At 64.3% G+C, this 12988-nt stretch carries 5 protein-coding genes; 3 read left to right on the plus strand and 2 right to left on the minus strand.

Annotation, left to right across the window (positions count from 1 at the left end):
* Nucleotides 1-2: 2 nt before the first annotated feature.
* The gene (locus tag Pla175_RS09650; RefSeq protein ID WP_145283623.1) at nucleotides 3-1931 is read right to left on the minus strand and encodes a sulfatase family protein; all 1929 of its coding nucleotides are present in this window, start codon (nucleotides 1929-1931) and stop codon (nucleotides 3-5) included.
* Nucleotides 1928-7048, minus strand: a complete 5121-nt coding sequence (locus Pla175_RS09655; RefSeq protein WP_145283626.1) for an alpha-L-rhamnosidase-related protein — start codon at nucleotides 7046-7048, stop codon at nucleotides 1928-1930. Before Pla175_RS09655 ends, Pla175_RS09650 begins: the two co-directional genes overlap by 4 nt.
* A 571-nt stretch (nucleotides 7049-7619) precedes the next feature.
* On the opposite strand from Pla175_RS09655, the gene Pla175_RS09660 reads away from it, so the two are divergent.
* The 3 genes from Pla175_RS09660 (at nucleotide 7620) to Pla175_RS09670 (ending at nucleotide 12953) form a co-directional block, all read left to right on the plus strand.
* Nucleotides 7620-10043 carry a hypothetical protein gene (locus tag Pla175_RS09660; RefSeq protein ID WP_145283628.1) on the plus strand — a complete coding sequence of 808 codons (2424 nt, stop codon included), beginning with the start codon at nucleotides 7620-7622 and terminating at the stop codon, nucleotides 10041-10043.
* Between the two features lie 128 nt (nucleotides 10044-10171).
* Nucleotides 10172-11515 (plus strand): sulfatase-like hydrolase/transferase, encoded by a 1344-nt coding sequence (locus tag Pla175_RS09665; protein ID WP_197527387.1) that lies wholly within the window; start codon nucleotides 10172-10174, stop codon nucleotides 11513-11515.
* 85 nt (nucleotides 11516-11600) lie between these two features.
* Complete coding sequence (locus tag Pla175_RS09670; RefSeq protein ID WP_197527388.1) at nucleotides 11601-12953, plus strand: nucleoside hydrolase-like domain-containing protein; 1353 nt, start codon at nucleotides 11601-11603, stop codon at nucleotides 12951-12953.
* The last annotated feature ends 35 nt before the right edge of the window (nucleotides 12954-12988 follow it).

Here is a 12988-nt window from a genome sequence, read left to right on the forward strand (position 1 = left end):
GGCTATCGGTGCGTCGCTGATCGGTCAGTCGTGGACCGCCTCGGCCTCTCTGCGAGCAGTCGATTCGCCCAAACTGCGGCATAGCCGGTTGGGCTCGCCTGTGCGATGGTTCGAAGATCGTGCGTAGAGACGCGCGACGTCGCATCGAGCTGGTAGAGCGTATGGAACGCGAGTGTCGCAGAGGCGTCGTCCCGCGCGTGGATCGCCTCGTCGGCCAGCGTATTCAACCGCGACTGCGACGGCTCGATCCGGTAGAGGGCGTGCGCGGCGGTGATTCTGTTGGCGGCGTGTGGGTCTTCGAGCAACCTCTTCAACGAATTCGAGGCCGGCGCCGCGGCTCCGCCGAGTTCGAGGCAGCCCATCGCCCCCCAGTAGCGGAGGACGGGGTGCTCGTCTTCCAAGCCTTGCTTCAAGCGACCCAGTTTGGACGGTGCCTGATCGCTAGCAGCAAAAGCAAGGTCGATGGCCTCCTCCCACGGGAAGTCGCCGTTGTTCGCGTAGTCGTAGATGGTCTGCCCAGCGGCCAGCTCTCCCCAAAACGCCTCGGGGATGACGCCCAGGTCTCGCGTTTCCAGCATGCGGGCCCGCAATACCGAGCGCATCGCCGCGGCTCGATCCCGATCGCGTTTGGGAGCCTTGTTGTCGATGATCAGGTCCACTGTTTCCCACGGGTCCACCGCAACGCGAAACAGCTCGGCTGTGCGTTGGGGCGCCTTCCAGAACGGGGCAAGCGTGGCGTACAGCTCGCCACGTTTGGCCATGGCGCGCATCACCCGCCATGTCGCGATGCCGTAGGGGTATTCGTTTTGCAGGGTCCCGGGGAGGTGGGGGTAGAAGTTGTGCACATAGCGGTACTCGCCGTCGGTCAGCGCGCGGTGCATCCGCAGGGTTTCGTCGAATCGGTCGCCGTACAGAAAGGCGTAACGCCGCGGCTGAGCCCCCTCGCCGGCAAGCAGCGGCCGCCCCTGCATGTGTTCGGGGGGGGTGATCCCCGCCAGCGCGAGCGCCGTGGGGGCCAAGTCAACAAACTCCACCAGCGAGTCGATCTGGCTCCCGCCGGGGGGCGTGGCGTCGTTCGCGAACTTTGGCGGGATTCGGAAGATCAGCGGAACATGGACGCCCGTGTGATAGACAAACCGCTTGCTCCTGGGGAGCACGCCGCCGTGGTCGGAGTAGTAAAACACGATCGTGTCATTGGCCAAACCCGCGGCCTCGAGCTCGTCGAGAGCCAGGCCAACCTGCTGATCCATGGCCGTTATCACGTCGTGATAGACCGCGATATCGCGGCGGACGACGGGTGTGTCGGGGTAGATGGGCGGCACCTCGACCTGATCGAGATCGAGCCGAGGCGCAGGCGGGATCAGGCCCGATTGCCGGTACTGCGCGGTCTTCTCCGTGAACAGCGAGCTCTCGTGCGAGGTGGTGAAGTTGAGGACCGCGAAGAAAGGGGCGCCTTCGGGCCGGTTGCGGTAGTGGGCGGTTTCGCTGGAGTCGTCCCACCACGACTCGTCCTCGCCGAGAAAGTTATAGTCGGTCTTCCAGTTGTTGGTGCAGTAGTAGCCCGACTCGCGTAGGTAGCTCACGTACGGACGAAAGCGGTCGGGTATCGCGTGCCGGCTACGCATGTGCTGTGTCCCCAGCGTCGTCGCGTAGACGCCGGTGAACAGCGTGGAGCGGGCCACCGCGCACACCGGGGCGTTCGAGAACGCGTTGCGGTACTGGACCCCCTCCGCGGCGAGTCGGTCGATCCGCGGGGTCTTGGCCAAAGCGTTGCCGTAGCAGCCAAGCCAAGACGCCGAGTTGTCTTCGGACGTGATCCAGAGAATGTTGGGACGGTCCGCTGGTTGTCCAATTGCGCTGGGAGTGAAACGCAGCCCGATCGAGAACGTCAGCGACAATGCGAGCGCGAACAGAACGTGGCGTCGAATCATGGTAGGGATGTCGCTTGTGGCTTTTCGGCGGAACGAACGTTCAGGTCGGCTAGCGGCACGACGAAGTCATATTCGCCCGAGCCGATCGTGATTTTCATCTGCCCGTCGCTAGGGGTTCGCTGTGTGATCCAACCCCCTTCGATGGTCGTTCCGCCTTCAGTAATCCGCGCAGCGTGGGCGATAGGGAGACACAAAGTGGCGGAGGTGTTGGGGGGCGCCGTGACCCGGAGCCTCAGTTCACCGTGAATCTTCTCCCAGGCGACACGGATCTCGCCGTAGGGTGAGTCGTACGACGCCCTGACCCAAGTGATCGAGTCGCTTGCGTCCAGGCCGGGCCGCACGAAGAAGTGCTTGTAGCCCGCGTGCTGATCGTCTGGCACGATGCCGGCGAGGCCCTCCATGAACCATGGGCCCACATGGAGGTACGAGCTGTGGAGGCGCGACTTGTGACCCTCCCAGCTCTCCCACAGGGTGGTTGCCCCCTGACGCATCATGTTCCCCCAGCCCGGGTAATCCGGCTTTGAGACCATCGTGTAGGCGAGATCGTTGCGTCCGCTCTGCAGCAGGTGGCCGAAGATAAAGTAGCCCCCGGTGATGCCGCCCCAGAAGTGACCGTCGCGGTGGATCAGAACTTCGTCCACGAACCTATGCTCGACCCGCGGGCGGACCTCGCTGGGGGGGACGTCGACCATCAGGGCGATCGCCAGGCAGGCCTGCAAGTTGCTGACGTAGCCGCCGCTCTGCTCGTCAAAGAACTCGCGGTGGATCGCTTGCCGCACTTGCTCGGCGCGGCCTGCGTATTGGGCCGCTTGCTCGGGACGGTCCAGGGCCGCGGCGACCTTGGCGGCGGTCTCCAGGTTGTGGACCCAGAAGCAGTTGTTGAGGAACAGGCTTTCCCGCGTGTCTCCGTTGATCCCCGACGCGCCAGGCCAGAGCCAGTCGCCGAGGAAGTCCCACTGCCCGCCGAAGCGTAGCAAGAGATCGTCTTCCGATTTCGAATCGAGGTAGGCCAGCCACTTCTGCATCATGGGGAAGTTGTCTTCGAGCACCGCTTGATCCCCGTAATGTCGATAGGCGAGCCACGGCAGAGTGATGCAGATTCCGCTCCAGATCGGGCCGCCCCCTCCCCAGTAGGTCGGAGCTGTGTAGGGCAACGCCCCCTCGTCGGGCGCAGGCCGAGTCTTGGCGTCTTCGCCCAAGCCCCAAGAAGGGAGATGGCCCTGCACGTCCCGCCAGTCCTCGCACCATTTCGAGTAGAACGCGGCCAGGCCGTAGGTGTTCACGGCCATCTGCGTCGTTGCGTGCGCATCGCCCCCATAGCCCATCCGTTCGCGTTGCGGGCAGTCGACGACGTACCCGCCAAGGCTCAGGTTCTCGAACGTCCAGCAGGTCGTGTCGTAGATCTTGTTCAGCAGCGGATCGGAGCACTCAAAGCGGCCCACCCGGGGGAAGTCGCTCCGCACCAAGTAGCCGCGTGCGTCGGACAGTTTCGGAGGGGTGCGTAGCCCGCCGATGGTGATCCACCTCCCCGATCCGTAGTTGAAGCGGTTCTGGAAGGTCCCCTTGCCGGTCGGACCGATCCGGAAGGCGCTATGGATGTTGTGGGTCCGGCGTTCGTCGGGGTGTTCCGACCAATCCAGCGTCACCAAGTCGCCCGGTTGGCCGGTTAGGTCGATCTCAAACAGCCCCGCGTAGTTGACGCCCATGTCGATGCGGTATTGATTCTCGCCCCGCTCCTCAATCGCCTGCGGTTCGATCTTGGTCACACGGCGGTTGGGCTCGAGCGCCGCAGCAGTGACCTTCAGTTCCAGCGGGCAGATCCGCACGGTGTTCCACGCCGAGTCGTCGAAGGGCGTATCGCACCAACCGGGCGCCTCGCGGCCGGCGTCGTAGAACTCGCCGCCGTAGTTCCTGAACCACCACTCGCCCAGCAGCACGTTGGGGCTTGGGTGGGTCTTCCAGGCGCCATCGGTCGCGATGCGGATGGTCTCGCCCGACGGGAACTTGAGGTCCGCCTGGGCGAGCACCAGCGGGGTGTCTGGCCGGCCAGGAGTTTGGTACGGGCGAAAGATCGACCACGATGTCCCGAGCCAGAACCCGATCACGTTCTTGCCGGGGCGCAGGGCGCCAGCGATGTCGTAGGCGACGTACCTGGCCCGCTGGGAGTGATCGGAAACGCAAGGCTCTAGCACCGTGTCGCCGATCTTGGTCCCGTTCACGTACAGCTCATGGTAGCCAATGGATGCGACGTAGATGACCGCTTCGGTCGGTTTGTCCGGCAGGTCGAACTCCTCCCGAACCCATGGGTCCGCGAAGAACTCCCCCTCAAGCGGGGCGTCATTCACCACCACATGAGACTTCGGCGATCCGATCCACTCGGCCGACCAGTCTCCGCGGTTCATCGGCCCCATCGACCAACTCGCGGTCCCGCTCCAAGGGGTCCACTGGCCATCGGCGAGGCGGACTTTCACTTTCCAGTAGCAGCGAGCCCCGTACCGCAGCGCAGCGCCTGCATAAGGAATCGAAATTGAACGATCCGACTGCACAACGCCAGAGTCCCACAGATCTCCCTCGCCGCGATCGAGCGTTTCGGGCGAGCTCGCGACGAGGACGTGGTAGGCTGTTTGCTGCACACCGCGCTGCGTCGGGGACGCCTCGAGCCGCCACGCGAGACGCGGCTCGGCCCGGTCGATGCCGCGGGGGTTCTCGAGGCTGTCGCATCGCAGGTGAGTCACCTTAACCGATCCCCCTTGCTTCGAGCCCTCGGTGGCCCAAGTGGCGTCGGGGCAGGCCGCCTGGAACGCGAGCATGCAAAGCGCCAGCAGCCACGCCCCGGCACGCCGGCCAGACGCAGTCGCAAGCCAGCGGTGTCGGCCTGCAAACCGCGCGGCCAAGAGCAGCACCGCAAGATGGATGGCGCGAGGCTCGGGCGTCGCCAAGGACTGGGAAGTGGCGCCCTGCTGGCCGGTGCGTCCGAAGTTCGACCGCCACTGGTCGTATTGCTCGGTCCCGATGGGGCCGAGGTTCTGGTCGCCGTAGGGGTCGTTCGTCAGGGGGGCTTGGCCCCCGTAGTGGTCGCGCCAGACGGAGTAGTCGGCGGCATCGACTTGTCCGTCGTTGTTGTAGTCGCCTGCCAAGATGGTTGTCACGGTGTCGCCTCGGAGTTGAAAGTACTCGATGAACCAGACTTCGCTCGGCTGGCTCGCGTGTGTGATGAGCCGGACTTGCAGGTTGGCGTTGTCGTCCGCGGTGGAAGGGAGATCGATAAAGCCGGTCGATAGGTTGAAGTTGCTCCCTGGTTGGCCGCTCCATCCGGAGGCGCCCGGCTCGTTCTGTCCATTCCACTGGCCGTGGTCCAGCAGCACGGTCTCCCAGACGCCGCCGGTGTTGATTTGCAACTCGAAGTAGTCGCCCCAGTCGGGCGATTTGTTCACCACGTTCTCCAGCGTCTCGTAGCTGGCTGATTCGTCTTGCATCACGAACAGCTCGATCGCGACGTTGTGGTAGCCTTCGGTGGAAATAGCACGGGTCAGCGATCCGCTGAGCCCCCGGGCAACGGATCGGACCACGCCTTGGGCGTCTGGCTCGGCAGAGTTGGTCCAGGCGCCGGACTCGGCCCAGCCGTTGGTGGGGAGGGGGGCGGCGCCCCCCCGTCCCACGGGGCCGGGCGCCAAGGGGTCGAGGATGAAGTCGTCCGCGAACAGTAGCACCGCGGGCTCGTAGCCCGGATCGGCGCCGCCGGGACCGACGGGGTCGTTCAGGTCCCAGGGGTGCGGCGGGGCGCCTTGGTCCCAACCCGCCCCGAGCCAGTAGTCCCAACTCGTGTTCGTCTGGCCAAGGTAAAAGGCGCCGATGTCGTTGCGCGAACCGTCTGGGTCGTTGTAGGCCGGGTCGGGGTTGCCGGCGTCGATCGCGCTCGAACCGGGGGCCAAGCGGTAATCGTCGGACGACGCGTTGGCGAAAGTGGGGTTGGCGTTCAGCAGGTTGTAATCGATTGTCCGGCCCGTTCCGCTGGAATCGTCCTTAAGGATCTGGAACCGGATGTTGTTAAGGATGTTGTTCTCGATGGTGATGTCTTGCAGGTTGCCGGTCAGCAGCACGCCGTGATCCGCATCCAGCCCGGTGTTGTTCCAGATCTTCACGTTGGAAGTTAGCGGGCTGCCGTTGACGTGGAAGATGCGTCGCTTGATGTTGTAGCCCAGGTTGTGGTGCACCCGGACGTTGTCGACCGTCTGGTTGTCTTCTGAGTTGATGGAGACAAGACCGCTGAGGCCGCTGCTGTACGAGTCGTGCACGATGTTGTTGTGGATCTCGATGTCCTCGATGCCGCTGGTCCACGCATCGACGTAGATCCCCACGCGGGGTAGGTCGTGGACGTAGTTGTGGTGGATCACGCCCCGCTTGTTGGGCCCCTTGGAGTCGATCCCTTCTTTCTGACCCCCCCACACCTCGTTGTAAGCGACCTCGAAGTCTTCTACGCGGCCCAGGGAGATGCCTTCGTGCGGCGGGTGGTTGGGAGCGGGGTTGGGGTGTTCGCCGGGGGCGTCCCAGGAGTTGGGCTTTTCTACTTTGTTGTTCCAAACCGTGATGTACTGGCTGGGGGCTTGGGCGCCGGCGTCACCCCACACCCCGATCCCCGGTCCGTAGGTGTTGTAGGTGTGGTTGTTCTGAATCACGACATGCTTTGACTTCCAGACCGAGATGCCCTGGTCCTTGGAGTTCTGCAGCCGCAGGTTCTCGATCTTGACGTAGTTCTGCCCGCGCACTTCGAGAATCGAGTCGTCGTCCCGCGCAGACAGGGCGCCGTCGAGCACCGCGGTTTCGCCCGGCGCGCTGGCGATCGTAATCCAGTTGTCTGGGCTCCCCGACTTGGAGAGCGTCAGCGGGCCATTCAGCGAGTAGAGCCCTTCGCGGAAGTAGAGTGTGTCGCCCGGCTGCAGAGCGTTCAGCGCTATCTGGGCGTTCCTTTTGGGCTGATCAAAAGCGCCCGGGTTGGCGTCGTCGCCCCACGGCGCTACGTAGACCGTGGCGGCCGGGGCGTGACCAACCCCCTGCAGGCAAACGCACGCTAGCAGCAGGGCCAGGCGACGCCCCGAGCGGGAGGAGACCAATTCCATCGTGGATTGTGGATTTGAGGCAGGGCTGCGAATGCATACGACGCAGGCCTCCTGCGTCGCGATCGACAAGGCGGGAGCGCCTCTGGTCGGGCCGCCCACTCGTAGGGAGTCGGGCAGCCGAGACGCGCTCACCTGCGCCTAGCCCGCGGGCTGCGCGGCACGGTTGCGAAGTAGAAGGCGTCTCGGGCCAGAAGCGGGACATGCGTTTTGCACCCGCGGTGCACCGCACGCTTCGGTGGCGATCCCCCGCCGGGATTTTTGCCGGTTTCTGATGGCGAGGGTGTCCCGGTTAGGCCGGTCGAGTCCTTTCGTGTGTGGGGCATGCAAGCGCTCCGCAGGCAGCTCCGCGCCTGCCGAGCCCATGCACTGCCCCGATCGAGATCCATCGCACTAGTCAACGGCATTTGCGGACAGTAGTCCCATCCTCGTCTGCGTTGTTTATCGCCAGCACCGATCCTCGCCTGCGCCTTGAAGCGTGCGCGGAATCGTCACCGTCCTCGTGCGTCGCACGGATCGGGTCTTCGACGGGCCGAGCCTGCTTCCGAGAGAACCCCGAGGGAAGCCCAGAGCGATGACGCACCGAATCTCTAGCCCCTGGTTGCTGACGCTGGCCTTATGCTGCGTCGAAACGCTGGGGCAGACAACTAGGGTTCCCGTCGGGCTCAATCTGACCGGCGTCAACTATTACTCCAGAGAGCTCCCCTTTATCGACTTGATGAAGGGGGCTGGGTGGAACAACGGCACCCCTTTCAACTACGACGGCAATATGGTGGTCCGGGACGACGGCTACCCGGCCCAGATCAATTCTGGCTCCGCCTACCGACTCTTCGACAAGCCGATCGGTGTCGCCGGGGGCGAGTACGTGTTGCTCTACGACGGGGTCGGCAGTGTCAGCATTACCGACGGCTACAACGCGAGCAGCGGGCGTATCCATGCGCCCATTGTTGGGGCCGACCAGAAGAAACGCTACACGATACGGATCAACGCCACCTCGCCGAGCGATCCGGTGCGAAACCTGCGGTTGGTTCCGGCCGCGCTGGAGTCGTCGTACCAAGCAGGCGAACCCTCCAACCCTTTCCGCCAAGAGTTTCTCGACTCGTGGTCGATGATGGATGGCTTTCGATTCATGGACTGGCAGGACACCAACGGCAATCCCATCAGCGCGTGGTCGGAGCGTACGCTTACGACAGACAGCACGCAGGCCAGCGACAACGGCGTAGCGATTGAGTATCAGATCGCTCTGGCCAACCAGGCCGGGATCAATCCATGGTTCAACGTCCCTCACCTAGCAGACGACAACTTCGTCCGCAGCATGGCGGAGACGATCCGCGATCAGGCCAACCCCGCGCTGAACATCCGTGTCGAACTCTCTAACGAGGTGTGGAATGGGCAGTTCCAGCAGGCGCAGTACGCCATCCAGCAGGGGCTAGTCATGGAGCCCAGCCAGGAGCCGTGGATTGCCGGTCAGCACTGGTACGCCAAGCGCTCCGCCGAGGTATTCCAGATCTTCGAGGAGGTCTTCACCCGGGGAGGGGCTGACCCTCAGGGGATGCAACGCCTTACCCGGGTGATCGGCAGCCAGGCCGGGAACAGCTCCATGATCGATCGGATCATGGAGTACGGCGACATTGCCGAGAACGTGGACGCCATCGCGATCGCGCCGTATGTGCAGGGGGTCATCCGGACAAGCTCGACCAATCCGGACGCGGCCCAAATCAAGGCATGGACCTCCGAGCAACGCTGGGAGTGGTTTCGAGGCCAGTTCGACGACGCGGTGGCGCGCATGGAGCGCTACGCGGCCAAAGCCCAGACCTACGGGGTAGACCTGTTTGCGTACGAGGGTGGGCAACATCTCGTCGCGCACGGAGTGCTCAACCAAGATCAACAGCTCGTCGACATCTTCAGCGAAATGAATCGCGAGCCCGAGATGCGCGACCTCTATCGACAGATGCTGGAAGAGTGGCAGCGCGTTGGCGGGAAAGACTTCATGCTGTTCTCCTCAACGAGTGCTTTCGGCGGCTTCGGCAGTTGGGGGCTCAAGGAGTACGAGAACCAATCCATCTTCGACACGCCGAAGCTGCAGGGGGTGCTCGACTACCTCGCCGGCACCACGCCCGAGCCGCCCCCCGCCCCCAGCGGCGTGGTGTTCTCAGACAACTTTGAGCTTGATCCCGGCGCGTCGGGTGGCGGCGGCCGAGTCGGTTCCGCCGGCGCCTGGCTGCAATCCGACCCATCGGCGTGGAGCGCCGCGACGGTTGCCGGCAACACGGTTGCGCTCTCTTCTAGCAACCAGCCCACGAGCTTGACGCGCACCGTCGATACGACCGGCATGCACGAGATCGCCGTTCAATTGACGGCGTTCCAGGAGGGCGCGGAAACGTACGAGACGCTAGAAGACCTGAGCGGGCTGGCGCCTAATTGGTCCGATTATCTGCAGATCCGCTTCGACCTAGCGGATGGCAACGGCTGGCAACGCTTGCTGCTGGACCACGGGGCTTGGCAAGGGCAGGACCAGCCGGCCTCCGCGGCATGGGCCAGCGAGGCGGGCGCCGCGGCCCCGGTTTCTACGGCAGTGCTCGCGCTCCCAAGCGGGGCGGAGAACAACGCGAACCTGCGTGTACAGATTGAGGTTTATGGTTCGAAGGTCAGCGAGGTGTGGCGCATCGACCAGGTGACGGTGTTCGGCCAGCCGATCGTCGCCATCGCGGGCGACTACAACGGCGACGGCGCGGTCGATGCGGCCGACTACACCGTGTGGCGCGACACGCTGGGCGCCTCCCTGACCCCGGGGACCGGCGCCGACGGCGACGCCGACGGCCAAATCGGCCCGGGTGACTATCAGGTTTGGCGGCAGAGCATCGGGGCGGCAGCCGCCGCGCCCGCCCAAGCAGTGCAAGCTCCGGAGCCGGCCACCTGGTCGATGCTCGCGGCGTTCGCGCTGCTGGCGTGGCCCGGCTTGCGGTCAGTCGTGGTGCGCCCGCGCATCCGGACGTAACCAACGCGCCAACCGACGCCACAGCCTTGATGATGCGACTACTTGCAAGCGGAACGGCTTCGATCCTTCTAGCGATGGCAGGGGGGGCGCCCGCCCAGGCTGAAGGGCCGTCTCATGGCCAGCCCAACGTGTTGCTGCTAATCATCGACGATCTGGGTTACGGAGAACTAGGTTGCCAGGGGAACCCTGAGATTCCGACTCCGAATATCGATTCGCTGGCCGCCTCCGGGGTCCGTTGCACCCAGGCCTACGTGACCGCTCCGAACTGCAGCCCCTCGCGTGCAGGAATCTTCAGCGGGCGGGTCCCCACGCGTTTCGGCTACGAGTTCAACCCGACTGGAGCGCAGAACGAAGAGCCGAAAACCGGCCTACCCAACGCCGAACTGACGCTGCCGGAGTTCATGCGGTCTGCCGGCTACGTTACCGGGCTTGTTGGAAAGTGGCACCTGGGGGGTGCGCCCCCATTTCACCCGCTACGACATGGTTTCGATGAGTTCTTCGGATTCCTGCACGAAGGGCACTTCTATGTCCCGCCCCCCTACCTGGACGCCTACACCATGCTCCGCCGCGCCGTTCTGCCCGCGGGGAACGGCGATCGATATCATGCCTCCGACACGCTTGTGCTCTCAACCCATACGGCACGCGACGAGCCCCCCTACGACGCCAACAATCCTATCCTACGCGGGGGACAGCCGGTCGTTGAGCGGCGTTACCTGACCGACGCCTTTACTGACGAGGCGATCGATTTTTTGGAGCGTAACCGGCGCGTGCCCTTTTTCTTGACGGTGTCCTACAACGCGGTGCACAGCCCATTGCAAGCCAAGTCCGAGACGTTCGCCACGATGGCCTCGATCGAGGGGCTGCAACGACGGGTGTTTGCGGCCATGCTCGCCGATGTAGACACCAGCGTTGGCCGCATCGTGGAGCGTCTTGCGCAACTGGGGCTGGCGGAGGATACGCTGGTTGTGTTGCTCAGCGACAACGGCGGACCGACGCAGGAACTGACTTCGAGCAATCTGCCGCTCCGGGGCGGGAAAGGGGAGATGTACGAAGGTGGGTTGCGGGTCCCGTTCCTTGTGAGCTGGCCCGGAAGGGCGCCGGCGGGGCAGGTGTGTGACAAGATCGTGAGCTCGCTCGACATCTACGCGACCGCGGCGCGGCTGAGCGGGCGACCGCTCCCGTCACGGCTTGAAGGGCAAGACCTGTTGCCGGTGATTGCTGATCGCGGCGCCGCCTCTTCGCATGAGACACTTTATTGGCGCCAAGGCCACCTCGCCGCGTTGCGGCACGGCGACTGGAAGATCGTTGCCGCGAGCGACACGAAGGAGCCCCGGGAGTGGGAGCTCTACCATGTCGCGAAGGACATTGATGAATCAGAGAATTTCGCCGGGAGCCGCCCGGAGGTGCTCGCCGAGCTGGAGACGATTTGGTCGGCGATGGATCGCCAGATGTCCCGCCCGCTGTTTCAGTAGCCAACCAACCGAGACTACGATGACGCTACGGCCGAGAACGACTAAACGCGCAGCGCTGCTCTGTGGACGACCCCTCGGACCGCGCTTGCTTTGCGCGGTCCTAGCGATTGCCGCGGCGCCCCCAACGGACGCGAGTCCCGCCTCTCAGGGGTCCGACGCCAGGCCGCGTCTAGTCGTCACCAGCGACATTGGCGGCGACCCAGATGATATTCAGTCCCTGGTGCGGCTGCTGGTCTACGCGAACGAGTTTGAGATCGAAGGCCTAGTGGCTTCTGCCTCGGGCACGCCGAACGAACTGAGCAGCAAGGTCACGCGTCCAGACCTGATCCACCAAGCGATCAACGCATACGAGCAGGTCTTGCCGCGACTACGCCTGCACGATGTCCGCTTCCCAGAGGCCGACGACTTGCGACGTCGGGTTGTCTCTGGCAACCCAGAACGCGGGTGGGGCGCCATCGGCGAGTCTAAGCATACAGCGGGTTCCCAACTCCTTGTCGAAGCGCTGCTACGCTTCGACGCCGGGCCATTGAATGTGGCGATCTGGGGGGGACAGACCGACCTCGCCCAGGCGCTGTGGGACGTGAAGCATCAGCACGGCGACGCGGCGCTACGGCAGTGCCTCAGCAGGCTGCGTGTGCACGACATCCAGGATCAGGATGGGATTTTTGAGCAGCTCGCGTCGCGCTACGACTTCTCGTGCTACGTGCTTAGCAAGTCCGCTAAGGGAAGAGACAATCGCGAGTCGGCGTTTCGCGGCATGTACCTCGGCGGCGATGAAAGCCTGACTTCACGCGACTGGCTTAGTCGCCATGTCATCGCGGACCACGGCCCGCTGGGCGCGCTCTACCCGACCAAGACATGGACAGCGCCCAACCCGCACGCGGCGATGAAGGAGGGAGACACGCCCTCTTGGTTCTACTTCCTCCCGAGCGGACTGCACGACCCCGATCACCCCGATTGGGGGGGCTGGGGCGGGCGGTTCTTTGAGAGTTCCCCGGGCGTCTGGCGAAATGCCCCGGGGCCCGCCGCCACGCAGACCGTGTCTCGCTGGCGCCCCTACTTTCAGGCCGAGTTTGCAGCTCGCATGGACTGGTGCGTCACGGACCCCGACCAGGCGAATCACCCGCCGCGGGTGCAGATTAACGGCGACGCGGCGCTCCGGCCGTTGCTCGTTCATGGGCGACCAGGCGGCCCCGTGAAGCTGGACGCGAGCGGATCGTCCGACCCCGACGCAGGCCCGCTTGAGTTCCGATGGTGGATCGATGTCGAAGCGGGTGGCGAAGCAACGATCACACCTACGGGCAACAAGAATGAAGTGGTCTCCGTTGATCCGCTGCACGACGGCGCCCCCAAGGACGTACACGTGATCCTCGAGGTGGTCGACTCGGGTTCCCCAACCCTGACATCGCTTCGCCGAGTTGTAGTCAACTTCGACTAACCTTGGACTGCGAATACTCCCTGTCCCGATTTCTC

Origin of the sequence: Pirellulimonas nuda, from assembly GCF_007750855.1 — a bacterium.
GTDB lineage: Bacteria > Planctomycetota > Planctomycetia > Pirellulales > Lacipirellulaceae > Pirellulimonas > Pirellulimonas nuda.

Coding starts and splice junctions, on each gene's coding strand:
- Pla175_RS09655 (WP_145283626.1), bottom strand. CDS start 7,048: ATGGAATTGGTCTCCTCCCGCTCGGGGCGTCGCCTGGCCCTGCTGCTA.
- Pla175_RS09660 (WP_145283628.1), top strand. CDS start 7,620: ATGACGCACCGAATCTCTAGCCCCTGGTTGCTGACGCTGGCCTTATGC.
- Pla175_RS09650 (WP_145283623.1), bottom strand. CDS start 1,931: ATGATTCGACGCCACGTTCTGTTCGCGCTCGCATTGTCGCTGACGTTC.